The 23,648-nt window shown below is 69.2% G+C and carries 21 protein-coding genes; 14 read left to right on the top strand and 7 right to left on the bottom strand.

Going from position 1 to position 23,648, the window contains the following annotated elements; translation table 11 throughout:
- Positions 1–32: 32 nt before the first annotated feature.
- A complete protein-coding gene (locus tag FHR82_RS12630; protein ID WP_311771042.1) occupies positions 33–803 on the bottom strand; it encodes a GntR family transcriptional regulator in 771 nt (256 codons plus the stop codon).
- Between the two features lie 180 nt (positions 804–983).
- Here FHR82_RS12630 and FHR82_RS12625 point away from each other — a divergent pair, with 180 nt between their 5' ends.
- The 4 genes from FHR82_RS12625 (at position 984) to FHR82_RS12610 (ending at position 4,440) form a co-directional block, all read left to right on the top strand.
- On the top strand, positions 984–1,598 hold the full coding sequence (locus FHR82_RS12625; protein ID WP_184811480.1) for a YdcF family protein: 615 nt from the start codon (positions 984–986) through the stop codon (positions 1,596–1,598).
- Between the two features lie 20 nt (positions 1,599–1,618).
- A complete protein-coding gene (locus FHR82_RS12620; protein ID WP_184810578.1) occupies positions 1,619–2,158 on the top strand; it encodes a GNAT family N-acetyltransferase in 540 nt (179 codons plus the stop codon).
- Between the two features lie 317 nt (positions 2,159–2,475).
- Entirely contained in the window at positions 2,476–3,108 is a 633-nt protein-coding gene (locus tag FHR82_RS12615; RefSeq protein ID WP_184810577.1) for a Uma2 family endonuclease, read from the top strand.
- A gap of 660 nt (positions 3,109–3,768) precedes the next feature.
- Positions 3,769–4,440, top strand: coding sequence for a YdcF family protein (locus FHR82_RS12610; RefSeq protein WP_376706419.1), 672 nt, complete (start codon positions 3,769–3,771; stop codon positions 4,438–4,440).
- 119 nt (positions 4,441–4,559) lie between these two features.
- On the opposite strand, the gene FHR82_RS12605 is transcribed toward FHR82_RS12610, so the two are convergent.
- From FHR82_RS12605 to FHR82_RS12590, 4 genes are all read right to left on the bottom strand, one after another.
- A complete protein-coding gene (locus FHR82_RS12605) occupies positions 4,560–4,775 on the bottom strand; it encodes a hypothetical protein (RefSeq protein WP_184810576.1) in 216 nt (71 codons plus the stop codon).
- Positions 4,772–7,033: an N-6 DNA methylase gene (locus FHR82_RS12600; protein ID WP_184810575.1), complete on the bottom strand. Its 2,262-nt coding sequence runs from the start codon at positions 7,031–7,033 to the stop codon at positions 4,772–4,774. Before FHR82_RS12600 ends, FHR82_RS12605 begins: the two co-directional genes overlap by 4 nt.
- Positions 7,034–7,252: 219 nt before the next feature.
- A complete protein-coding gene (locus FHR82_RS12595; RefSeq protein WP_184810574.1) occupies positions 7,253–8,077 on the bottom strand; it encodes an MBL fold metallo-hydrolase in 825 nt (274 codons plus the stop codon).
- A gap of 13 nt (positions 8,078–8,090) precedes the next feature.
- Positions 8,091–8,945: a LysR family transcriptional regulator gene (locus FHR82_RS12590; RefSeq protein ID WP_184810573.1), complete on the bottom strand. Its 855-nt coding sequence runs from the start codon at positions 8,943–8,945 to the stop codon at positions 8,091–8,093.
- Between the two features lie 69 nt (positions 8,946–9,014).
- On the opposite strand from FHR82_RS12590, the gene FHR82_RS12585 reads away from it, so the two are divergent.
- On the top strand, positions 9,015–9,518 hold the full coding sequence (locus FHR82_RS12585) for a hypothetical protein (RefSeq protein ID WP_184810572.1): 504 nt from the start codon (positions 9,015–9,017) through the stop codon (positions 9,516–9,518).
- Here FHR82_RS12585 and FHR82_RS12580 read toward each other — a convergent pair.
- Entirely contained in the window at positions 9,502–10,095 is a 594-nt protein-coding gene (locus FHR82_RS12580) for a TetR/AcrR family transcriptional regulator (protein WP_184810571.1), read from the bottom strand. The genes FHR82_RS12585 and FHR82_RS12580 overlap by 17 nt on opposite strands.
- 44 nt (positions 10,096–10,139) lie before the next feature.
- On the opposite strand from FHR82_RS12580, the gene FHR82_RS12575 reads away from it, so the two are divergent.
- The 5 genes from FHR82_RS12575 to FHR82_RS12555 all read left to right on the top strand — a co-directional run bounded on the left by FHR82_RS12575 (position 10,140) and on the right by FHR82_RS12555 (position 15,175).
- Positions 10,140–10,688, top strand: coding sequence for a GNAT family N-acetyltransferase (locus FHR82_RS12575; protein WP_184810570.1), 549 nt, complete (start codon positions 10,140–10,142; stop codon positions 10,686–10,688).
- A 76-nt stretch (positions 10,689–10,764) separates the two neighbouring features.
- Positions 10,765–12,105: a GH1 family beta-glucosidase gene (locus tag FHR82_RS12570; RefSeq protein ID WP_184810569.1), complete on the top strand. Its 1,341-nt coding sequence runs from the start codon at positions 10,765–10,767 to the stop codon at positions 12,103–12,105.
- Positions 12,102–13,307 (top strand): MFS transporter, encoded by a 1,206-nt coding sequence (locus FHR82_RS12565; protein ID WP_311771039.1) that lies wholly within the window; start codon positions 12,102–12,104, stop codon positions 13,305–13,307. Before FHR82_RS12570 ends, FHR82_RS12565 begins: the two co-directional genes overlap by 4 nt.
- 48 nt (positions 13,308–13,355) lie before the next feature.
- Positions 13,356–14,924 (top strand): class I SAM-dependent methyltransferase, encoded by a 1,569-nt coding sequence (locus FHR82_RS12560; RefSeq protein ID WP_184810567.1) that lies wholly within the window; start codon positions 13,356–13,358, stop codon positions 14,922–14,924.
- Positions 14,921–15,175: a DUF6752 domain-containing protein gene (locus tag FHR82_RS12555; protein WP_221463768.1), complete on the top strand. Its 255-nt coding sequence runs from the start codon at positions 14,921–14,923 to the stop codon at positions 15,173–15,175. The genes FHR82_RS12560 and FHR82_RS12555 overlap by 4 nt, the downstream gene beginning before the upstream one ends.
- A 6-nt stretch (positions 15,176–15,181) precedes the next feature.
- Here the strand turns inward: FHR82_RS12555 and FHR82_RS12550 are convergent, their stop codons facing one another.
- Entirely contained in the window at positions 15,182–15,586 is a 405-nt protein-coding gene (locus tag FHR82_RS12550; RefSeq protein ID WP_184810566.1) for a VOC family protein, read from the bottom strand.
- Between the two features lie 165 nt (positions 15,587–15,751).
- On the opposite strand from FHR82_RS12550, the gene FHR82_RS12545 reads away from it, so the two are divergent.
- The 4 genes from FHR82_RS12545 (at position 15,752) to FHR82_RS12530 (ending at position 23,625) form a co-directional block, all read left to right on the top strand.
- Entirely contained in the window at positions 15,752–16,024 is a 273-nt protein-coding gene (locus FHR82_RS12545; RefSeq protein WP_184810565.1) for a GlsB/YeaQ/YmgE family stress response membrane protein, read from the top strand.
- A gap of 102 nt (positions 16,025–16,126) precedes the next feature.
- Entirely contained in the window at positions 16,127–16,705 is a 579-nt protein-coding gene (locus FHR82_RS12540) for a hypothetical protein (protein WP_184810564.1), read from the top strand.
- A 12-nt stretch (positions 16,706–16,717) separates the two neighbouring features.
- Positions 16,718–18,715 carry an SPFH domain-containing protein gene (locus FHR82_RS12535; RefSeq protein WP_184810563.1) on the top strand — a complete coding sequence of 666 codons (1,998 nt, stop codon included), beginning with the start codon at positions 16,718–16,720 and terminating at the stop codon, positions 18,713–18,715.
- A complete protein-coding gene (locus tag FHR82_RS12530; RefSeq protein WP_311771038.1) occupies positions 18,712–23,625 on the top strand; it encodes a DNA repair ATPase in 4,914 nt (1,637 codons plus the stop codon). Before FHR82_RS12535 ends, FHR82_RS12530 begins: the two co-directional genes overlap by 4 nt.
- The last annotated feature ends 23 nt before the right edge of the window (positions 23,626–23,648 follow it).

Below are 23,648 nucleotides of genomic sequence, written 5' to 3'. Positions count from 1 at the left end.
CGCTCGGAAAGGTGTCGTGGTCCCTTCCCTAGTCAACTGGAGGAGAAGCCGTATTCAAGTATGTAGGAGCTGGAGTCCAGCACCATCTCATTGACCTCGACGGCTTGCCCGCCTGCCGTGTAAGCAGTACGGACAACCAGGATCACTGGCGTTCCTTGCGCGAGATCGAGCAGCTTCGCCTCTGCCTCACGCGGCATCCTGGACCGAAGCTCTTCACGGAAGTCGACCGGCTTGCATCCGAGTTCGGCTAGACGTGCGTACACGCCACCGTCGCCGGTGTTCTTCTCGGCAACCTGTGTGCCGCGCACGATGGGCTCTGGGTAGTACGAAGTCGCGAACTGGATCGGCACGTCATCGACCAGGTACCTGCGTCGACGTACGACTGCCTTTTCGCCGTCCTGCAAGCCGAGAACGCTCGCAACGTGGTCAGGTGCGTCGACCGTGGCGATCTCTATGTGATCGATGCTGGTCGGCCGTTTGGCGTCGTCGGTCTGCCAGATCGAGCGGCCTGCGTTCCAGCCTGACTCAGCCAAGCGCGCGGGAGAGCGACGACGGTACAAGCGGAACTCGCGAACGAACGTGCCCGCTCCACGGCGAGCCACGATCAAGCCTTCGTTCTTGAGCACTTCGAGAGCGCGGCGAGCGGTGGGCTGCTCCACGCCGTAAGTGCTCATCAGCTCGTTCTCGCTGGGTACCTTGCTGCCAGGAGCCAAGTCCCCCGTATCGATCTCAGCCCGAAGGGCGTCCGCAATCGCGCGATAGCCCATGCCGCCGCGTGATGTCGCTCGATCCACCTGCACCACCTCCTCTCCACGGCCCGTTCTGTACAGCACCGAGGTTACTAGCCACGTAGACCACTTAAAGTTCCGGACCCGGACATCTGCGTGTCTCAGCCTTGCCAGACGGTTACCCTCCGTGTTAGAGGAGGAACCGTGATCGACGTCATCCCCGCACTGATCCGCGACGACGTGGAGACCTTGTGGATGTATCACCGGCTGGGCCATGAGTTGCGGCATACGAAGGTCGGCATCGGTCTCGGCAGTCATGACATTGGTGTCGCGGTACGGACTGCCGAGTTGTACAAGCGGAGCCTCTTCTCTCTGATGGTGTTCAGTGGTGCCAACGCGCCGACGACCATCGACCGCTTCCCGCGCGGCGAGGCTGTGCACTACCGGGAACGTGCGCTAGAAGAAGGCGTACCCGACGAGGCGATCCGAGTCGAGCCGAAGGCCCGGAACACCGGCGAGAACATGACGTTGACGCGCGACCTGCTGGCCGCCGAGGGCATCACACCGAAGTCGGTCATGCTCATCTCGCGCCCGTACCAGGAGCGCCGCGCGTTCGCGACCTGCCGCAAGCTGTGGCCCGAGGTTGAGGTGGTGTGCACGTCGCAACAGGTCGACCTCGACACCTACGCGGCAGGTATCGGCGACATCCCCCGGATGATCAACGTCATGGTCGGCGACACCCAGCGCATCCGGCTCCACGCGGAACACGGCTACGCCATCCCGCAGGACATGCCGGACGAGGTGCAGGCCGCGTACGAACGTCTCGTCGCCGCTGGCTACACCGCCCACCTCATCCCCGAAGCAGCCTGACCTACGCCCACCGAGCGCAGATGAGCACAGTGACCGTCAGACGGGCAACCGCAGCGTCCGCGGACGTCGTGGCCGACATGTGGGTGAGGGCTGCTGCTGCTCTCGCACGCGCCGGGTTGGATCAGTGGCAGTACCCGGTGAAACTGCACAACATCCATGCGGCCATTGCTGCCGGAACCTGTTGGCTCGCAAGTGATTCGTTTGGTGCGATTGTCGGGACGATCACCCTGGATCAGGACGCCGATCCCGAGATGTGGCCTCCGGAAGACCGCCCTGCGGATGCGTTCTATCTGCACCGCATGATCACCGAACCGGCCGCGAAGGGCGTCGAACTCGGCTCCGCTCTCATCGATTGGTCCGCACGTCGTGCCGTTGAAGCGGGCCGTAAGTGGATCAGGCTGGATGCGTGGCGCTCGAATCCGGGGTTGTGGAAGTACTACGCCGACCGTGGGTTCGAACTCGTGCGAGTCGTCCCTCATCCCTCCGGCTCCGGCGCGTGCTTCCAGCGAGACGCGACCATCCAACTCGGACATGGCCCGACAGTCCGCACAGCCGCGTAGTCCTGCGTGGACTCGCGCCGGATCGCTGCTGTGTTCAGACTTTCTCTACTTGTTCAAGGCGGGCGCCTGTCGGCGCCCGCTGGCCCGCTGTGCTCATGGCCGACGCGGCATTGCGCGCTGGGCGTGCGGCTGGCGCCGGTCCCAGCGCGCGCCGGTCGGCCGGAGGCGGGCCAAACCAGCGCCACGGGGGCAGGCCGCGGCGTGGAGTGGCCTGTCACGTCCGGCCGTCGTCCGTCGAGCATGGGGCCGGGGGAGCGTCGTGATGAGCGTCGAGTAGGGTACGCTGCGTTATCTCGTCGTTATAGGGACAGGGGAGCATGGCTAAACCTTCACCACTGCACAATCTCGTTGCGCGCAACATGGCGAATGTGCTTGACAGTCAAATTCCGTCAGGTTGGGCAACGGCGACGGATTTTGATTTGAAAATGCCGTCTGGCGATTGTCGCTCGCCAGACTTTGCCATCGTCCGCGAGGAGGCCGCTACCGCAAAACGCCCTCTGCGGCTAGACGAGGTACTCCTGGTTGGCGAGGTGGTATCCCCGTCATGGAACTCAATCCACAAGGATATCTACCAGTACCCACGACTCTTCCTTGAAGCTGGCTTGGTGCACTACTGGCACATCCACCTGGATCCAGTATTTGCGATATATGCACATAGGTTGGGTCGCTCCCAAGTGCGGCATCACACGCCGATATCGCTTGACGTGCTCAATCGGAACCCGGGGCGTTTCATATTCGACCCGCAGGAGCCCTTTCCGTTCCAGATTGACCTGGCCCAATTGATTCACTCACGGGCGTCGCTACTCCGCGCGATGTCGAATATTCCGGCACATGACCCGGAAGCTGATTACCCCGCGGCGGAGGTGACAGTCAAGGTTGATCGCGTCGACGGAATCCTGGTCCCGTTGGCGAGGCCCGGAGCACTCGTGTCTCGGCCTTTGGCGCAGTGAACTTGAAATGCCCTCGCCGGGCGGGCAGGTCTCCAGGATGGTCGAGAAAATAGCCCCGCTGCGGTTCGTCGGGGGACGTCCTGCCATCCCGTCGACCTCCACAAGGGCTATCGCACCGTGTCAAGGGGCCGCTTCCGAGGTAGGGTGCGGTTGGTGACGAGGTGGCCCCTTGACACGGTGCGATCGGGCTTCGCCAGGTCGACGGGATGGCAGGAAGCCCCCTCCTTGTGGGTGGTCACCCCAGGGACAGGTGCAAGATCGTTCCCCTGGTCTACTCCCAGAAAACAACCACAGATGACCGCGGTGGACGCTCCACATTGCCCGTTCCCGATTGTTAATATCGCAGGTGGCGCGAGGCGTCGGCAGGCGACAGCAGGAGACCGGCGAAGCTGATCATCAAACCGTAGGTTCTGGGTTCGAGCCCCAGGCGGCCCACGACCTCTGGCCGACCCTGCTCGCTTGCTGTCGCAAGCTCGCTGGGTCGGTCGTCATTATTCTGCGGGGGCGACCCCCGCAGGCCCCACGGTGCGGGCGGTCCCGACCCAGCGTCGTCCCTTGTGCGTAGTCGGTTGTGCGTGTCCGGTTGTGCATGGTGCTGGCGCGTGGTGGTTGGTGCTGGTCGCCGTGGGCCCGCGGTCCGTGAGGCTGGTCAGGGAGGGCATCGTGCCGGACGTGATTCCTGCGGCGGTTCACGATGACGTCGAGACCTTGTGGGTCTATCACCGGCTGGGGCATGAGTTGCGGCACGCGGAGGTCGGTGTCGGGCTCGGTAGTCATGACATCGGTGTCGCTGTGCGGGTCGCCGAGTTGTACAAGCGGAGTCTCTTCTCGTTGATCGTGTTCACCGGTGCCAACGTGGCGACGACCGTCGATCGGTTTCCGCGGGGTGAGGCTGTGCACTACCGGGAACGTGCGCTCGCGGAGGGCGTGCCCGACGAGGCGATCCGGGTGGAGCCGAAGGCCAGGAACACCGGTCAGAACCTGGCGTTGACGCGTGACCTGCTGGCGGCCGAGGGCATCACGCCGAAGTCGGTCATGCTCGTCTCGCGGCCGTACCAGGAGCGTCGCGCGTTCGCGACCTGCCGCAAGCTGTGGCCCGAGGTCGACGTGGTGTGCACGTCCCAACAGGTCGATCTGGACACCTACGCGGCGGGCATCGGCGACGTCCCCCGGATGATCAACGTCATGGTCGGCGACACCCAGCGCATCCGGCTCCACGCGGAACGCGGCTACGCGATCCCTCAGACGATGCCGGAGGAGGTGCAGGCCGCGTACGACCGCCTTGTGGCCGCCGGCTACACCGCCCACCTCATCCCGGACATCAAGACATGACGAGGTGGGCGCGCCGTTGTCGAGTCCTGGTGTCAGGCCAAGGATGCTTCCGGCGCAACCTCGAGTCCGGCGAGGCGCTGGTCATGCTCGACCGGCACCTCGCCGGGCTCGCCGGATGATCAGAGGAGGATGGCCACCACCTGGATCAACGCCAGGAACATGGTCATGGTGCCCACGAAGGCCACTCCCGCAGACCGGACGACGGAGCCGGTCGAGGCCCCCTCCTTGACCTTCACCAAGGCGGCTGCCATGCCCGCGACGATGGCCAACAGGGTGACGACCAGCAGCCACGCCACGACCTGGCTGACCGCCGACGCGGCGGACGAGGTGTTCATCGGGAGGTCCTTCCGTTGTCCGGGGCCATCAGGTGTTCGCCGAGTGCGGTGCGGGCGGTGGTGGCGGCCTCGATGAGGTCGCGGTGGGCAGCGAGCTGCGCGTCGAAAGTGGCCAGTGCGGACCCGATGCGCCACTGCTCCTCCACTGGTGGAACCGCCACCGGAAGATCACCCAGCGCCGCGCTGCTGATCGACGGGATCGCCGCGCTACCAGCGCGTTCGTGCAGCCAGCGCTGCACATGGGGCAGCGACAGGTACGCCACCAGGTAGTCGGGACGCAGATGCGCGTCGATGGGGCGCAGCCGGAGCAGGTTCGGGGCGATCAGCCACCCGTCCTCCTGCTCGGTCACCACGGCCGTCGGGCCGATCGTGCCTGTCCGCACGCACAGGACATCCCCTGCCCGCACCGCGAACTTCTGCAGTCGCCGGGCCAGCTCCTCGGAAACCCCTTTCCCTGGCGTGCGGACTCGGCGATCTCGCAGGTGTTTCGGGTGGATCACCGGTAGTGGTCCCGTCGGTTCGAGTGCCGCGGCCGGCAGATGTGTGGACGACGGACCCGCCTGGATCCCACACAGGTCGCGGAGTCGCCGGGTCTGCCACGACGTCCGGTCCGGCCGCGCCTCGAGGTACGTCCGCTGTGTGTCGGCGACCTGGTGGTCGGCGTGCCGCGTGATGTCGGCTCGTGTCTCCAGTTCGGTGAACGCGCTCCGGAGGTCGACGCGGTCGCTCTGCTGCCGCGCCACGTAGCGCCGCGGCAGCAGCGCGTCGTCGTTGTCGTGTATGGCCTTCGCGGGCAGCCACGCGCTTAGACCGTCTGGTGCGGTGCCGCTGGTGCCGCCACGCCGGTGCTCGTACGCGGCCCTGATCAACCACAGGTCGTCGTCGGTCATGGTGCGCCGCCCTCGGGCGTTTCGGCTGCCCATGCCGCTCGCGTCGATGAACACGACGCCGTTCTCGTCCCCGCTTCTCGCGTCGGCGCGGAGGAACCAGACAGTCACGGGTACCCGCGTCGTCGCGAACAGTTCGGGTGGCAGCGCCAGCACGCAGTCGAGGTGACCCCTGGCGACCAGGTGGTGCCGGATCTCGCGTTCCGCCGGGCTTTCGGAGTCGCCCGCGCTGTTCGGCAGCACGACCGCCGCGCGACCGCCTTCCCGCAACGCCTCGAAGCAGAACTGCAGCCAGGCGAAGTTGTCCCTGCCCTTCGGCGGCGGGCCCAGCGGCCAGTCCTCGTCGTCGCGTACTCCCTGGCTCGTCATGTTGAAAGGCGGGTTCGTGAGGACCACGTCGGCGGTGCCGCGCACGTGGGCTCGCCGGTCCCGTGGCGATGCCGACGCCGTATGCAGCCGGGCGTTCCTGCCGTTGGCGGCGATGACGATGCCGGCGAGGCGCAACGCGTTCTCGTTGGGGCCCGTCCCCCGGAAGACGGTGCCGTGCCCACCGAGGGCGCCCGCCGCGGCGAGCAGTTCGCCACTGCGGCAGAAGGGGTCGTACACGACCTCGGGTGCCGTGGCCACCTGGTCGGCGACGAGGTCGACCATCAGCCGCGCCACCGCGGCGGGCGTGTGCAGCATCGTGCGCGCCGGTGCTGCGTGTTCGTACCGCTCGAGCAGGAGCGGGAACGCGTCGGGTCCGAGGCCGTCCGCACGCCGCACGACCTGGCTCACGTCGTCGTAGTTCTCCGGCACGATGTTCCCGACGGTGGCCGACATGCCCGGCCGGTAGCCGAGGCCCCGCAGGGTGGTGTCGGTCTCCCGTGCGATCCGCGCCAGCAGCCGCCTGCCCTCGGCCGCGCCGCGGTCCACCGGCTGGTAGTCCCGCACGGACCGCCATCGCGCAGGGGCACGCTCCTGCAGCAGGATCAGGCAGGCGACCAGGTCGAGGAACTCGGTCGCGGACAACCGGCCCGGCAGCTGCGCGGCCAGCAGGCCCTCGACGTCGACGGAACCAGCCCGCGGCGCGGTGCGGGGTACCGTCGGCCGCTGTTCTCGCGTGCGTGTCCCGAGGAGGCGGTCGGCCCGGTCGGCGAAGGTCGTCTCCGATGTTTCCCCCGGTCGCCGCGCCGTGCGCGGGATCCTGCGAGTCGCGAGCCACGACCGCACCTCGTCCCACCAGTACAGGACGGCGCCGCTGGTCGTGGCCGGCTCCGGGAAGGTGGGGTGCCGCGTCCACCGGGACACGGCTGCGGGGGACACGTCCGTCCTGTCCCTGATGTCCGCCGCGGACATCAGCGGGTTCGTGGTGTCGTCGTTCGGCTGCATGTGGCTCCCCCGGGATCTGTTCTCGTCGGTCATGACGAGGGCGACCGTAGGGAGACGGCACCCGGCGAGCAAGTGCGCATCGCAGTGCGCGAACGAGCGAATTGGCGCGCTGGCGGACACATCGTTCAGGCGCTACCGCGATAAACGCAGGTAGTAGACATCAGGAGTGCGCTCGACGAGTGCAATATTCTCGGCAACGAAGGTTAAGCAGTTAACCTCTCAGTCGATCGGCTGCCACGTTCCGTCGACGACCCGGCCGAACTGCACGTCGGCGAAGTGGACGCCGAAGCCGATCGTGTCCGGGGTGCTGAGTTCCTCGACGAGCCGGTGCCGGTAGGCCGCCGCCTGTGCGCTGTCGTGGTCGGACACGGCACCCCAGTCCGGGTCGAGCACCTGCACCGGTGAGTGCATGGCGTCACCGAAGGCGAGTACGCGCTGGTCGCCCGCGGTGATGGCGTACGTGGCGTGGCCCGCGGTGTGACCCGGCGACAGGAGCGCCCGCACGCCGGGGAAGACCTCCTCGCCGTCGGTCACCGTGCGGACCCGAGGGGCGATGGCGTCCAGGGTCGCGTGGTCGGTGTCGCCGGAGTGGACGCGGTGTGCCCACTCCGGTTCGGTGACGAGGACCGTGGACTCGGTGAACGCGGTCAGCCAGCCGGTGTGGTCGATGTGCACGTGGGTGAGCGCGACGGCCTCGATGTCGGACGGCCGGTGGCCCAGCCCGGCCAGGCTGTCCAGCAGCGCACCGCCTTCCAGGGCACCGATCTTGCTGCTCACCTCCGCAGGCAGGTCGATCTTGCCGACCCCCGCGTCGATCAGCAGGTGGCGGCCGTCGCGGGAGACCAGGAGCGCGCCGATGGTCGCGGTGAGGTAGCCGCCCTCGTCGAGGTACTCGGGGTGGGCGGCCCACGTCTCGTCCGTGGTCTTCGGCAGCCAGCCGAGACCGGGGAGCTGCACCACGCCGTCCGGCACGAACGTGAGGGTCGTGTCACCGAGGCTCAGCGTGCGCGTCCGCCCGGGGCGGCGCAGTCGTTCCGTGGTCATACCCCGACCATAATCAGCCCGCGCTGACGGACTCGCGGACCGCGGTCACCAGCTCCGCCAGCCGCGCGTCGTCCGTGCGGGCGGGCAGGTGGACCGCGTAGTACGGGACCCGTGGCAGATCGGTGATCGGGCGGCTCGTGAACCCGGCAGGCGGGCGGACGCAACCGTTCACAATGGACAGTCCGACGCCGAGGGTGACGAAGTGCAGTGTCAGCGGCCAGCCCTCGGCCTCGATGGCTAGCGTCCAGTCCACCTCCGAGGACCGCAGCGCGCGTTCCACGGTCTTGCGGTGCGGGCGGCTCGCGGGCGGCAGCACCAGCGACAGGCCGTCGAGGTCGCGCACGGTCAGCTCCGCGTGCTCGGCCAGCGGGTGCGCCGCGGGCAGCACCAGCGTCTGCGGGTACGACGCCAGCAGCACGGCCGTCACATCGTCCGGGACCGCCTCCAGCACGCCCACACCCAGGTCTGCGCGGCCCGTGCGGACCGCGGCGAGCATGCGGGTGCTGTCGCAGTTGATCAGCTTGAGCGGGCGGAACGCGCGGATCGCGCCGCCGAGCAGGTACAGGTACGCGCCCTCGCCCGCGGCCAGTGCCATCGGGCGCACGCGCTCGGTCCCTCGGACCTCGTCCAGGAACGCGGACATGCGTTTGTCCAGGTCACGGGCGAACCGCGCGACCGCATCGCCCTCCGGAGTGAGCGTCAGCGCGCGGCCGGCGCGCCGGTACAGCGGACGCCCGACGGTCGTGGCCAGCTTGCTCACCTTCACGTGCAGGGCGGGCTGCGAGATGTGCAGCTCCGCCGCGGCACGCGTGAAGTTGAGGTGGTCGGCGAACACGGCGAACGCCACGAGCGCGTCGGTCGGCACCATAACGTCAGACTATAGATCGAGTGCTGATCGATAGTTCTCCTCAAGCGCTGAGTCCGGGATCCTCGGGGTGTGAACAAGAACAGCCAACCCCGGCTCGGCGTCGACTTCGGGAGGGTCATCCACGGCGCCGCCGCTGCCGACGGCTTGCAGGACACCGTGTTCCTCGACGGCAGCTTCGACGAGGCGCTCGCGTCCCCGGCCACGGCCGGCGCGTTCGACGTGCTGCCGCGGCTCGTCGACGCGTTCGGCGGCCGCGTGTGGGTGATCTCGAAGTGCGGGCCGCGCATCCAGGAGCGCACGCTCGCGTGGCTCGACCACCACGACTTCTACGGTCGCACCGGCGTGCCGCGCGGCAACGTCCGCTTCTGCCGCAAGCGCGCCGACAAGGCGGGGCACTGCGCGCGGCTGCGGATCACGCACATGATCGACGACCGGATCGACGTGCACCGCGCGCTGGTCGACAGCGTCCCGTGCCGGTACCTCTTCGGCCGGCAGGAGGGTGCGCCGCCGGAATGGGTGCGGCACACCCTCACCTGGGCTGACGTCGAGGACGCCGTCATCGCCGATTTGTGAGACCTGACAAGAAGTTCTCCAGCAGCCCCAGTTGCCGGTCCGCGGGAAGGCGGACCGGGTCGAACAGGGCCTGCACGACCAGCCCGTGTGCGAACGCGGCCGCTTCGACGGCCACGTCCGCCGCGGGCGTTTCCCGTGTCAGCTCGCGCCTGGCCTGTGCGGCCTCGACACAGGCCTGCAGACGGCCGCGCCAGTTCTCGTAGCGGGTGCGCTGGGCCTCGCTGAGGATGTCGTCGCCAAGGGCCGCGTCCCAGAAACTCACCCAGACCCGGCTCATCGCGGCGGCTTCCGGGGTCAGGGGCAGCACGTTGACCAGTGCCACGCGCAGTGCGGCGAGGCCGGGTTCGTCGGCCTGCCGCAGGGGGCGGGCGTCGGTGCGCTCGGCGGCGATCTCGTGTGCGTAGCGGACGAGATCGCGTTTGGTGGCGAAGTAGTGCGTGAGCAGCCCTGTCGACGCGCCCATCTCGGTGGCGACCGCCCGGAGGGTGAGCCCGTCGAAGCCGTGGTTCGCCAGTACCCGCCAGACGGCTTCCGCGACGTCGGCTCGTCGTGTGTCGTGGTCACCCCTGGCAGGCATGGGGGTAGGGTACATAACAAACGTTTGGTACGGAGGTTGTGCCCATGCTGTCCCTGCCCCTGACCGATGACGCCGAGCTGCGGGCCCTGGAGCCGTGGCAGGCGCCGGAGTTCGCCGCGCACGTGGCCGCGGCGCGGGAACACCTGATGGAGTGGCTGCCGTGGGGCACGAGCGCGGCGTCCGACGAGGGTGCCGCGCAGCTGTTGCAGCGTTACGCGGATGCGCAGGCCCGGGGTGAGGGGCGGATCCTCGGCATCTGGGTCGGCGGGAAGCTCATGGGCGGGGTGCTGTTCCGGGTGTGGGAGCAGTCGAGGGGGATGTGCGAGCTGGGGGTGTGGCTCGCGCCGGAGGCCGTCGGGCGCGGGCTGGTCACGCGCGCGTCGCGGGTGATGATCGAGTGGGCCTTCCGGGAGCGGGGGATACACCGGGTGGAGTGGCGGTGCGCCACCGGGAACGCGCGGAGCAGTGCGGTGGCGCGGCGGCTCGGGATGACGCGGGAAGGTGTGCTGCGGGAGGCGTTTCCGTTGCACGGGGTACGGCACGACGTGGAGCTGTGGGCGATTCTCGCGTCGGAGTGGCCGACCAGGCGCTGACCCAACCGCCTCCGTTCGCGCGATGGCGATCTTGGGGGTTGACCCGGCACGGCATCGGCCACCAAGCTTCCTCGCCATGACGCTGCCGCGGTTTCCGGACGGGTTTCTCTGGGGCGTCTCCAGTTCGGCCCACCAGGTCGAAGGGGGCGCCGACCGCCGCGGGAAGTCCACTTGGGACACGTTTGCCGCCACGCCGGGCAAGGTGCTGAACGCCGACACCGGGCAGATCGCCACCGATCACTACCACCGCTACCCCGAAGACGTCGCGCTCATGGCGGAGCTCGGCGTGGGGGCGTACCGGTTCTCGATCTCGTGGCCGCGGGTCCTGCCCACCGGTAGCGGCGAGGTCAACCAGGAGGGTCTCGACTTCTACGACCGGCTCGTCGACGAGTTGTGCGCCAAGGGCATCGCGCCCTCGGTCACCCTCTACCACTGGGACACCCCGCAGCCGGTCGAGGACGCGGGCGGCTGGCTCAACCGGGACACCGCCTTCCGGTTCGCGGACTACGCCGAGACGGTGGTCGCGCGGCTCGGGGATCGCGTGCGGATGTGGATGCCGCTCAACGAACCCATGGTCGTCACGCTCTTCGGGTACGCCGTCGGTGCGCACGCGCCAGGGCGTGAGCTGATGTTCGAGGCACTGCCCGTCGCGCACCACCAGCTCCTCGCGCACGGGCTGGCCACGCGGGTGCTGCGGGCCGGCGGCGCGGGCAACATCGGCATCGCCAACCACCACGTGCCCGTCTGGCCCGCGTCCGGCAGCCCGGCCGACCGCGGCGCGGCCGACCTCTACGACGGCCTCGTGAACGACATGTTCGCCGCCCCGGTGCTCACCGGGCGGTACCCGACCGACGAGCTCGCCGCCGCCATGCCGGGGCCCGTCGCCGAGGACCTGGAGATCATCTCCACGCCGCTCGACTGGTACGGCGTCAACTACTACCTGCCGAGCAGGGTGGCCGCGCCCGGCGCCGCCACCACGCCGGCCGTGATCGACGGGGCCGCGATGCCGGACGGCCTGCCGTTCGACTTCCCCGTGATCGACGGCTACCCGGTCACCGACTTCGGGTGGCCCGTCGTGCCGGACGGGCTGTGCCAGACCCTCACCATGCTCGCCGACCGCTACGGCGACCGCCTCCCGCCCGTGTACATCACCGAGAACGGCTGCGCCTACCACGACGAGGTGCACGACGAGCGCCGCATCGAGTTCCTCGACGGCCATCTGCGCGCACTGCACCGGTCGATCGCCGACGGGATCGACGTCCGAGGGTACTTCGTCTGGTCCATTGTGGACAACTTCGAGTGGGCGGCGGGGTACTCGCAGCGGTTCGGGCTCGTGCACGTCGACTTCGACACCCTCGCCCGCACGAAGAAGGACTCCTTCCATTGGTATCGAGACCTGATCAAGGCCCAGTCGTGACGGAGCCGACGGCTCCCGTCGCACGGCGGTGGACCGCCTTCCTCTCCCTCGCGAGCCTCGGCCTCTTCACCGCCTTCTACGGACCCATCCAGGTCCTGCTCGGGCTCCAGGCGCAGGAGCTGGCGCCCGACCACAAGGAGATCGCGCTCGGCGTCGTCTCCGGCCTCGGCGCGGCGTGCTCCGTCATCGCCAACCCGTTGTTCGGCGCGATCTCCGACCGCACCACGTGGCGCGCGGGCAGGCGGCTGCCGTGGACCGCGATCGGCGCGCTCGGCGGGGTGGTGAGCCTCGGGATCCTCGCCGGGGCACCGAACATCGTGATCATGGCACTCGGCTGGTGCGCGGCGCAGTTCACGCTCAACGCCATGCAGGCCGCGCTCTTCGCCGCCGTGCCCGACCAGGTGCCGCACCGGCAGCGCGGCATGGTCGGCGGCTGGCTCGGCGTGGGGCAGACGCTCGGCATCGTCGTCGGGTCCGGGCTCGCGGCCGCGGTCGGCGGGGTCGCCGCGGGCTACCTCGTGTGCGCGGCGTTCCTGGTGGTCACGACCGTGCCGTACCTGTTGCTGCGCAAGGACACCGTGCTCGAACCGGTCGACCGGCCACGGCTGCGGGTGCGGGACTTCTGGATCAACCCCGTGCGGTTCCCCGACTTCGGCTGGGCCTGGTTCACCCGCTTCCTGCTGAACCTCGGCAACTCCGTCGCGATCGTGTACCTGCTGTACTTCCTGCAGGACGAGGTCGGCTACGACGACCCCGACAGCGGCGTCTTCATCCTCACCGCCATCTACGCGGCCACCCTGCTGTCCACTGTGGTCATCGGCGGCGTCTGGTCCGACCGGGTCGGCAGGCGGCGGGTGTTCGTGTGCTGGGCGGGCAACGTGATGGCGGCGGCGTCGCTGGTGCTCGCGTTCTGGCCGACCTGGCCGGGCGCGATCACCGCGGCGGCCGTCCTCGGGCTGGGTTTCGGCGTGTACCTGTCGGTCGACTTCGCCCTCATGACCGAGGTGCTGCCCGCCGCGACCGACCGGGGCAAGGACCTCGGTGTCATCAACATCGCGAACTCGCTGCCGCAGGTCTTCGCACCGGTACTGGCGGCACCCATTGTCACCTACCTCGGCGGGTACCCGGTCCTGTACGTGCTGTCCGCGCTGGTGGGAGTGGCCGGATCGGTCCTCGTGTACCGCATACGGTCCGTGACGTGAAAGCGGGATTCCACCTTTTGTTCACGCGCTGTTAGAGTTTTCCGAATCATGAGCGGAACACACAGTCGCCAGGACGTCACGGCGGTCGACCAGGACGGGGTCCGTGTCGCCGCCGACCAGAAGTCGGTCGTCGACGTGCTGTTCGACGACCAGTGGACGTGGTCGTTCAACGCCGAACGGGACACCCGGCTCGAAAACGGGCACCGGCTCGCACGCTGGCCGGTGAACCTGCGCCCCTTTCTGCGCGGCACGGGTGCGGTGACCGTCCGGGAGCGGTTCGGCGAGAAGGTCCTGTTCTCCGGCGACGTCGTGTTCGACGGCGCGGACCAGCGGGTGAGCATCGTCGACGGGCGCGGCAGACCGCTGATCGTCGACAAGGCCGGCGACATGCAGTGCGGCTTCTCCGAGCGCGGCGAGGCGACCCGTGAGGCGCTGCTCGACGCCATCGAGGACGTGCTGGCGCGCCTGCGCGACGAGGGCGGCGTGGACGCGTTCCTGGCGTTCGGCGCGCTGCTGGGCGCGGTCCGCGACGGGCACTTCATCCCGCACGACTCGGACGCCGACGTCGCGTACCTCTCGAAGCACACCAGCCCGGTCGACGTGGCGCGCGAGTCGTTCGCGCTGGAGCGCGTGATGATCCGCGCCGGGTACTGGACGTGGCGGTTCTCGGCAGGCGACTTCAAGGTGATCGTCCCCGACCCGGAAGGCGGCCGCGCGATCGACGTGTTCGCCGGCTTCGTCGTGGACGGCACGTTCTACCTGATGCCCGAGGTGCACGCGGAGGACTTCGACCGCGGCGTGATCCTGCCGCTGGGCGAGGTCGAGCTGGAGGGCCGCCGGGTGCCGGCGCCCGCCGATCCCGAGGCGCTGCTGGCGATCACCTACGGCCCGCACTGGCGGATCCCGGACCCGTCGTTCAAGTTCGAGACCCCGCACTGGGTGCGGCGGCGGCTCGACGGCTGGACGCGCGGCAACACGCTCAACCGCAACCACTGGTGGCCGTTCTACTTCGGCCGCGCGGGGTCGACCGTGTCCGAGCAGCCGTCGCCGTTCGCGGAGTGGGTGCACGAGCGGGAGGCCGCCGAGCAGGCGATCGTGGACATCGGCTCCGGCACCGGCCGCGACTCGCTGTGGTTCGCCAGGCAGGGCCGCGACGTGCTGGGCTTCGACTACATCCCGGCCGCGACCGAACGCGCCGGGAAGGCCGCGGTCGCCGACGGGCTCCCGGCCCGCTTCCAGACGTTCAACCTCTACGACCTGCGGCAGGTCCTCGCGGCGGGCGGCGAGCTGGCACACCGTCCCTCGTCACCGACGCTGTACGCCAGGTTCCTGGTGCACGCGCTGGAGGACGCGGGCAGGCACGCGCTGTGGCGCATCGCGAGCATGTGCCTGCGCCGCGGCGGCCGGTTCTACCTGGAGTTCCGCACCGACGAGAACGCGTCCGCCGAGAAGGTGTACGGGGAGCATTTCCGCAAGTACCTGCCCGGCGACCAGGTGGTCGAGGAGATCGAGTCCTGGGGCGGCGCCATCGAGCACCGCGAAGAGGGCTACGGGTACGCCGTCTACAAGGATGAGGATCCGCACGTATGCAGGCTGGTGGCAACATGGAAGCGGTGAAGTCGCGACTGCGCGCCGTGGTGGCGAAGCAGGGACGCCGGGTGGCCCGCATCGTCGGGGTGGACGACGAGATCCGCCGGCTGCACGAACGGGTCGCCGTGCTGGAGCGCGAGGTCCAGGAGGCCCGGCAGCTCAACCAGCGCATGGCGGAGCTGACCGACGTGGTCGCCGAGGTGCTGGTCCCGGCCGCCGACCGCGACGACAAGGTGCTGGCGGAGAAGCTGGCGACGTACAACCGCGAGTCGTTCTAGGCCGGGTCAGTCGCGGGTCGGCTGGCCGATGCCCAGCAGGTTGCCCTCGCTGTCGCGGAACCACACCGCCCGCTCGCCGGTCCCGGCGGACGGGTAGTTGCCCGGCACCTCGGTGATGCCGTTGACCGTCGGCAGGCCGGGGATCTCCACGCGCTCGAACTCCACGCCCCGGTCGCGCAGGGCGGCGACCACGGCCTCGATGTCGTCGACCGTCCACGCCATCTGGGTGTGGTCGCCCGTCGCGCGGCCCGAGGACGCGAACAGGGCGAACTTCGAATCGCCGCAGCGGTACAGCAGGCCACCCTGGCGTTCCTCCACCGGGTCGAGGCCGAGCTTCTCGGAGTAGAACCGCCGTGCGCGGTCCAGGTCCTGGGCGGGCAGGCGGGTGGCGGTCTCGAACCGGTTCAGCATGGGGCCGATCGTCGCGTACTCGGGGCCACCTCGTCGAGCCTCCCTGTTGCCACGTCGACGACGAACCTCCCCGCACGCGAGCACCCTGAGAAAGCTCAGGGAATTCACCCGATCCCGGCACGCGCCCGGGTGGCGATGCTGGTGGCAGGGAGAAAGGGGAACGCTGTGGAAATCACGGGACTCATCTCGGCCATCATCTTCGGCGCCGTCATCGGGGGGCTCGGGCGGGCGGTGGTGCCGGGCAGGCACCAGCTGTCGATGGTCGTCACCATTCTGGTCGGCATCGTCGCCGCCGTGGCCGGTACCGGGGTCGCGTCGCTCATCGGGGTGGCGGAGACGGCGGGCATCGACTGGACCGAGCTCGCGCTGCAGGTGATCTTCGCGGGTGGTGGCGTAACGCTACTGGCCCGTTCCCGACAGCACACGAACGCGAACTAAGCACGCAACTTCGGCCATTCCGGTCCACACTCGCCTCCTCACCTGGTTATAGTCCTGCCGACGGTTCGGTGGGAGACCGTCCGGGTGGGGAGGCACTGGCACATGGACGACTTCGTCGATGCCGCGTTGTCCTTTCCCGCCGCCGTTTTCAGCTTCCTGCTCGCGGCCGTACTGATCTACTGGCTGCTCGTTCTCCTCGGCACCCTCGACATCGAGATCGGCGACCTGGACGTGGGCGACGGTCTCGGGCTCGGTGGCGTGCCGGTCACCGTGACCGCCTCCGTGCTGGTGGTCGTCTCCTGGTTCGTCACCCTCGCGGGCGGGGTCGTCACGGCCGCGCTGGACCTCGGTTCGTTGGTCTCGATCCTGCTGGGCATCGGCGTGCTGGTGGTCGCGGTCCTCGCGGGCCTGTTCGCCGCCCGGCTCGTCGCCGTGCCGCTGCGCAAGCTGTACGCACCCGGTGGTGAGGCGTCCCGCAGCGACTTCGTCGGCCGCGAGTGCGTCATCCGCACCGGCCGCGTCACCGGCGAGTTCGGGCAGGCCGAGGTCAGCGCACTGGACGGGTCGACCGCGATCGTCCAGGTGCGACAGTCGGGCGAGCACCAGCTGGCGTACGGCAACCGCGCACTGATCTTCGATTACGACATGGACGGCGAGTTCTTCTGGGTCGCCCCCGCCTGAAAGGAAATCTGAGTGGAGACCATTCTCATCGCGGGCGGTGTGGCCCTCGTCGTTCTGCTGATCGTGCTGATCGCGATCAGCCGCCTGTTCCACAAGGTGGAACAGGGCAAGGCGCTGATCGTCTCCAAGGTCCGCAACGTGCACGTCACGTTCACCGGCGCCGTGGTCCTCCCCGTGCTGCACAAGGCGGAGACCATGGACATCTCCGTGAAGACGATCGAGATCACGCGCACGGGCCAGGAAGGCCTCATCTGCCAGGACAACATCCGCGCCGACATCCGGATCACGTTCTTCGTGCGGGTCAACAAGACCAGCGAGGACGTGATCAAGGTGGCGCAGGCGATCGGCACCCAGCGCGCCAGCGACCAGGGCACGCTGCAGGAGCTGTTCAACGCCAAGTTCTCCGAGGCGCTCAAGACCGTCGGCAAGCACCTCGACTTCGTCGACCTCTACACCAAGCGCAACGAGTTCCGGGACCGCATCCTCGCGGTCATCGGCACCGACCTCAACGGCTACAGCCTCGAGGACGCGGCGATCGACTACCTCGAGCAGACGCCGATGTCCCAGTTGGACTCGAACAACATCCTCGACGCGCAGGGCATCCGCAAGATCACCGAGCTGACGGCGATCGAGCACGTGCGGACCAACGAGTTCACGCGCACCGAGGAGAAGGAGATCACCAAGCAGAACGTGGACGCCCGCGAGGCGATCCTCGAGCTGGAGCGCCGCCAGGCCGACGCGGAGAACCGCCAGCGCCGCGAGATCGAGACCATGAAGGCGCGCGAGGAGGCCGAGACCCAGAAGGTCCAGGCCGAGGAGCGACTCAAGGCCCAGCAGGCGAACCTGCGCACCGACGAGCAGCTCGGCATCCAGGACCAGAACCGGGCCCGTGAGGTCGCGGTCGCCGAGAAGAACCGCGAGCGGGTCATCGCCATCGAGACCGAGCGCATCGAGAAGGACCGCCAGCTCGAGGTCGTGGCGCGCGAGCGGGAGATCGCGCTCGCCAACGCGGCCAAGGAGAAGGAGGTCGAGGTCGAGCGCCGCTCGGTCGCCGAGGTGGTGCGCGAGCGGATCGCCGTCGACAAGACCGTCGCCGAGCAGGAGGAGAACATCAAGCGCCTGCGCACGGTCGAGGAGGCCGAGCGGACGCGGCAGGCCACGATCATCGCGGCTGAGGCCGAGGCGCAGGAGCACCTGGTCAAGGACATCAAGGCGGCCGAGGCCGCGGAGGCCGCGGCCAAGCACAAGGCCCGCGAGGAGCTCACGCTCGCCGAGGCCCGGCAGCAGGCCGCCGACCTCGACGCCCGCGCCAAGATCCGCCTCGCGGAAGGCATCCAGGCCGAGGCCGCCGCGGCGGGTCTCGCCGACGTGCAGGTGCGCGAGCGCAACGCGGACGTCATCGAGAAGGAGGGCCGCGCCGAGGCGATCGTGATCCGGGAGAAGGCGCTGGCTGACGCGGACTCGATGCGCGAGAAGCTGAAGGGCGAGGCCGAGGGCCTCACCGAGAAGGCCGCCGCGATGGCCGCGCTCGACGACGCGTCCCGCGGGCACGAGGAGTTCCGCCTGCGCATCGAGTCGGAGAAGGAGGTGCGGCTGGCGGGCATCCAGGCGCAGCGCGAGGTCGCCGAGTCGCAGGCCAAGGTCCTCGCGACCGGGCTGGAGAAGGCCGACATCGACATCATCGGCGGCGAAAGCATGTTCCTCGACAGGCTCATGGGCTCGATCACGCTCGGCAAGAGCGTCGACGGGTTCATGAACGGCTCGGACGTGGCGAGCAAGCTGGCCGGTCCGTGGCTGAGCGGCGACGCGAACTTCGCCGACGACATCAAGGAGATCCTCTCCTCGTTCGGCAGTGACGACGTCAAGAACCTGTCGATCTCGGCCGCGCTGATGAAGATGATGAACGAGGGCGGCCCGAACGCGTCACGCATCCAGGAGATGCTGTCCGGCGTCCCTGTCGTGACACCGGCGCCGGTCGAGCGGGTGCCTGAGATCGCACCGCAGCCGTGACGTCGACTGTGTCCGCCCCGGCCGAGGAGGCCGGGGCGGGCGGTACCGCTCATGACGGACTCGACGCCCGCACCTACGAGGTGCTGCGGCAGCGGCTCGCCGAGCAGGCAGGTGAGCTCGCCCGGCGGGCCGAGGCCCTCAACGACCGGCGCCTCGAGGTGTTCGGCAGCACTGAGCTGCGGCTCGTCGGCTCCGAACGGATCCGCACCGAGAACAACTGCGTGCCACGCGACATCGTGTCCATCCCGGACGGGGATGGTGACGCGAGCGGGCTGATGTTGTTCGGCTACAACGTGTTTATCGGGCTCAAGCCCGAGACCACCATCGATGACGTGTTCTCGCTGCACCGCTTCACCCGCGAGGGTGAGGCGTTCCGGTTCGAGGACGCGCCGGGTGAACGGCCGGAGCTGCTGGGTGACGAGCGGTTCCGCCGCGACTTCACCGAGCTGTACCGGTACTACCGGGAGACGCGGCTGCTGCAGCTGCGGCCGGTGGAGGGCAAGCTGCTCGCGGTGTTCCAGACCGGGCCGCGCACCGAGGACATCAAGGTGCTGCGGTGGGCAGTCGGCGCGGACGGTTCATTGTCGTACGTGGACAACGCGGGCGAGCGGGACCACGTGTTCCCCGCCTCGCACGACTTCGAGTGGATCGAGACCACCCGCGACGACCACGTCCTCGGCCGCCACCCGCACGTCTCGATCGAGAACGACGTGTTCATCGAGACGGTCAACGGCAACCTGACCATCAAGGTCGAGAACAACACCGAGGCCGGCGAGGGCATCTACGTAGAGCCGGTCGACGAGCCACTGCAGAGCCTCGCGGACGCCGACATCCGGTACGCGCGGATCGGCCCGCTGATCCTGCTGCGGGTGCTGCCCTACAACGAGAAGACCGTCCGCCACCTGGTGTTCAACACGCGCACCAAGTCGGTCGTGCGGCTCGACGGGATCGGTCAGGCGTGCCAGCGGCTGCCCGAGGACCAGGGCATCATCTTCCCCGGCGGCTACTACCTGGCCACCGGTGTGTCCCGCACGTTCGAGAACACCAAGACCGACGACCTGGAGTTCGAGAGGGTCATCCGGTCGCCCAACGGCGAGGACGTGCTGTACGTCTTCCACGCCCGCCGCGAGGGCCGCACGCTCCTGCTGCCGTACAACGTGATCCGCAAGGAGGTCGCGAACCCGCTGCCGTGCCACGGCTACTCGCTGTTCGAGGACGGCACGCTGGTCGCGTTCCGCGCCACGTCGGAGGAACCGACGCGGGTGCACCCGATGCAGGTGTGGCAGACGCCGTACGTGTCGGACTCCTACGCCGCCGGGCAGCCCGTCGGCACCGGGCCGCTGGAGCGGGTCGGCAACGCCGACCTCGTGCGCGGCATCTCCGACTGCCTCTCGGTGACCAGGATGATCGGCGAGATGGCGCCGTCGACCGCGGTGTTCGAGGGCCTGATCGCGGCGTGCGCGCGGGCGTTCGACAGCTACCACTGGCTCGGTGACCAGGAGCTTGGCGACCTGCGCGGTGCGATCACCGACGTGCGGGCCACGGCCGAGCAGGTGCTGGCCGAGTTCGAGAACGTCCAGTCGCTGACCGACACCGCCGCGGCGGAGCTGACCAAGGCCGGCGACGAGATCGCGTCGCTGGTGCGCCGGGTCCGGGGCGAGGCGCCGAAGTCCGCCGACGAGTGGGTGGGGCAGCTCGCGTCGCTGCGCCGCGCGCAGGGCAGGCTCGTGACGCTGCGCGAGCTGCGGTACGTGGACACCGCGCGGATCGACGAGCTGGCCACGCTGCTGGAGTCCGAACTGGACAGTGCGGCGAAGCGGGCCGTCGAGTTCCTGCGCGGCGAGGACGCGTTCACCGGCTACCACGAGAAGGTCGAGGCGCTGGTCGCCGACGCGGCCGCGATCACGACCGTGGCCGAGGCCGGTCCGGTGGTCGAGCGGCTGTCCGAGCAGTCGGCGGGGCTGGAGATCGTCACCGAGGTCGTCGGGTCGCTCGACATCGCGGACGCGACCGTGCGCACGCAGATCCTGGAGCGGATCGGCGAGGTGCTGGGTGGCGTCAACCGCGCCCGCGCCACTGTGGACGGCAGGCGCCGGGAGCTCCTGGCGACGGAAGGCCGGGCCGCGTTCGCCGCCGAGTTCGCGCTGCTCGGGCAGTCGATCACGGGTGCGCTCGCGGTCGCCGACACCCCGCAGCGCTGCGACGAACAGCTCGGGCGGCTGCTGCTGCAGCTGGAGAACCTCGAGTCGCGGTTCAGCGAGTTCGACGACTTCCTCGGTGAGCTGACCGCCAAGCGCACCGACGTCTACGAGGCGTTCTCGTCCCGCAAGCAGGCGCTCGTCGACGAGCAGTCCCGTCGCGCGGACCGCCTGGTGGACTCGGCGGAACGCGTGCTGACCAGCATCAACCGCCGCGTCGCCACGCTGTCCACACTGGACGAGGTCAACACCTACTTCGCGTCCGACCCGATGGTCGCGAAGGTCCGCTCGGTCGCCGGGGAACTGCGCTCGCTCGACGACTCGGTGCGGGCCGAGGAGCTGGCGGGCAAGCTGAAGGCGGCCCGTCAGGAGGCTGGCCGGTCGCTGCGGGACCGCGCCGACCTGTTCGACACGGACGGTGGCCCGGGCGGCGAGATCATCCGGCTCGGCCGCCACCGGTTCGCGGTGAACACGCAGGCCATCGACCTGACGCTGGTGCCGAGGGACGGCGGCATGTCGCTGGCCGTCACCGGCACCGACTTCCGCACGCCGGTCCGCGACGCCGCGTTCCTCGAGACGAAGCCGTTCTGGGACCAGCTGCTGGTGTCGGAGTCGGCGGACGTCTACCGCGCCGAGTACCTCGCGACGACCGTGCTCGACGCCGGGGTGCCGGAGGACGCCGATCTCCTCGCGCTGGTGCGGACGGCGGCCGAGTCCCGGTACGACGAGGGCTACGAACGCGGCGTGCACGACCACGACGCGGCCGCGATCCTCGAGGTGCTGCTGCGCCTGCGGGCCGGTGCCGGGCTGCTCCGGTACCCGCCGGCGGCACGCGCGCTGGCCCAGTTGTTCTGGGCGTTCGGCGTCGTCGACGACACGAAGAAGGCCTGGACGACCCGTGCCGCGTCGCTGGCGCGCGCACGTGCGGCGTTCGGCCCGGTCGCGGCCATCGCGGCCCTGTGCGAGGAGCTGGCGGCGGCCGTGGCCGAGTTCCCGCTGGCCGACGGCGACACCTCGCTCGCCGCGGAGTACCTGTTCGAGGAGCTGGGCGCGACCCCGACCGGGTTCGTGACCAGTGCGGGGGCCAGGACGATCGTGGAGCGGTTCCGCCGCGAGCTGGGCGGCCGCCGCGAGTTCGACGACGACCTGCGCGCGCTCGGCGAGGACGTGGTGGCCCGCCACCAGCTCGCGACCGCCTGGCTGACCGCGTTCGTGTCCACATCGGACGAACTGCCGGTCGAGGAGCTGCCGGAGGCGGTGGCGCTGCTGCTGTGCGACCTGCCGAGGCACGACTCGTCGGCGGCGGTCTCGGCCCCGGTCGAGGGCCTGCTCGGCGCGCACCCGCGCGTGACCGGCCGCACGTTGACGCTGCGGCTGGACGAGGCCCTCGCGAGGACGCGGAAGTTCCGGCTGGAGCGGGTGCCCGCGTTCCGCGCGTACCAGAAGAAGCGCAACGAACTGCTCGACCGGGAACGCGTGCGGCTGCGGCTGGACGAGTTCAAGCCGAAGGTCATGAGCGCGTTCGTGCGCAACCGGCTGCTCGACGAGGTGTACCTGCCGCTGATCGGCGACAACCTCGCGAAGCAGCTCGGCGCGTCCGGCGACGCGAAGCGCACCGACCAGATGGGCCTGCTGCTGCTCATCTCCCCGCCGGGTTACGGCAAGACGACGCTCATGGAGTACGTCGCGAACCGGCTGGGCCTGGTGTTCGTGAAGGTCAACGGCCCGTCGCTCGGCCACGACGTGACGTCGCTCGACCCGGAGGACGCACCCAACGCCACCGCGCGGCAGGAGGTCGAGAAGATCTCCTTCGCGCTGGAGCTGGGCAACAACGCGTTGCTGTACCTGGACGACATCCAGCACACCAACCCGGAGCTGCTGCAGAAGTTCATCTCCCTGTGCGACGCGCAGCGGCGGATGGAAGGCGTGTGGGACGGCCGGACCAGGACCTACGACCTGCGCGGCAAGCGGTTCGCGGTCTGCATGGCGGGCAACCCGTACACCGAGCAGGGCAAGCGGTTCCGGATTCCCGACATGCTGGCGAACCGCGCCGACGTGTGGAACCTCGGTGACGTGCTGTCCGGTCGCGAGGACCTGTTCGCGCTCAGCTACATCGAGAACTCGCTGACGTCCAACCAGGTGCTGGCCCCGCTGTCCACACGGGAGCGTGGGGACATCGAGCTGCTGGTCCGGCTGGCCCGCGGCGAGGAGGTGCGGTCCGACCAGTTGTCGCACCCGTACTCCGCGGTGGAGCTGGACCAGATCACGTCCGTGCTGCGGAAGGTGTCGCGGGTGCAGGAGGTCGTGCTCGCGAACAACCAGGCCTACATCGCGTCCGCGGCACAGGCGGAGTCGTCACGGGTCGAGCCGCCGTTCCAGCTGCAGGGCTCGTACCGCAACATGAACAAGCTCGCGGAACGCATCGTCCCGGTGATGAACGACGCGGAACTCGAGACACTGATCGACGACCACTACCTCGGCGAGGCGCAGACCCTCACCTCGGGCGCGGAGGCCAACCTGCTGAAGCTGGCCGAGCTGCGCGGCAGGCTGACCCCCGAGCAGGCCCGGCGCTGGTCGGACGTGAAAGCCGCGTTCCTGCGCGACAAGGCCCTCGGCGGCGCGGAAGACGACCCGATGGTCCGCGCGGTGGGCGCACTCGGCCTGCTCGCGGACAAGGTGGCAGGGGTGGAGACCGCCCTCCGCGACCGGTAGCCCCCCAATGCCATGAAAGACGC

It is taken from the genome of Actinophytocola algeriensis (genome assembly GCF_014203735.1).
Taxonomy (GTDB): domain Bacteria; phylum Actinomycetota; class Actinomycetes; order Mycobacteriales; family Pseudonocardiaceae; genus Actinophytocola; species Actinophytocola algeriensis.
Note: the sequence above shows the minus strand (reverse complement) of the source record. Positions and strands in the feature narration are given on the sequence as shown.

What these genes read in the sequence shown, in the direction of transcription:
- FHR82_RS12625 (WP_184811480.1), top strand. Translation starts at nt 984, where the DNA reads ATGTATCACCGGCTGGGCCATGAGTTGCGGCATACGAAGGTCGGCATC.
- FHR82_RS12620 (WP_184810578.1), top strand. Translation starts at nt 1,619, where the DNA reads ATGAGCACAGTGACCGTCAGACGGGCAACCGCAGCGTCCGCGGACGTC.
- FHR82_RS12615 (WP_184810577.1), top strand. Translation starts at nt 2,476, where the DNA reads ATGGCTAAACCTTCACCACTGCACAATCTCGTTGCGCGCAACATGGCG.
- FHR82_RS12605 (WP_184810576.1), bottom strand. Translation starts at nt 4,775, where the DNA reads ATGAACACCTCGTCCGCCGCGTCGGCGGTCAGCCAGGTCGTGGCGTGG.
- FHR82_RS12600 (WP_184810575.1), bottom strand. Translation starts at nt 7,033, where the DNA reads ATGCAGCCGAACGACGACACCACGAACCCGCTGATGTCCGCGGCGGAC.
- FHR82_RS12595 (WP_184810574.1), bottom strand. Translation starts at nt 8,077, where the DNA reads ATGACCACGGAACGACTGCGCCGCCCCGGGCGGACGCGCACGCTGAGC.
- FHR82_RS12590 (WP_184810573.1), bottom strand. Translation starts at nt 8,945, where the DNA reads ATGGTGCCGACCGACGCGCTCGTGGCGTTCGCCGTGTTCGCCGACCAC.
- FHR82_RS12580 (WP_184810571.1), bottom strand. Translation starts at nt 10,095, where the DNA reads ATGCCTGCCAGGGGTGACCACGACACACGACGAGCCGACGTCGCGGAA.
- FHR82_RS12575 (WP_184810570.1), top strand. Translation starts at nt 10,140, where the DNA reads ATGCTGTCCCTGCCCCTGACCGATGACGCCGAGCTGCGGGCCCTGGAG.
- FHR82_RS12570 (WP_184810569.1), top strand. Translation starts at nt 10,765, where the DNA reads ATGACGCTGCCGCGGTTTCCGGACGGGTTTCTCTGGGGCGTCTCCAGT.
- FHR82_RS12560 (WP_184810567.1), top strand. Translation starts at nt 13,356, where the DNA reads ATGAGCGGAACACACAGTCGCCAGGACGTCACGGCGGTCGACCAGGAC.
- FHR82_RS12550 (WP_184810566.1), bottom strand. Translation starts at nt 15,586, where the DNA reads ATGCTGAACCGGTTCGAGACCGCCACCCGCCTGCCCGCCCAGGACCTG.
- FHR82_RS12540 (WP_184810564.1), top strand. Translation starts at nt 16,127, where the DNA reads ATGGACGACTTCGTCGATGCCGCGTTGTCCTTTCCCGCCGCCGTTTTC.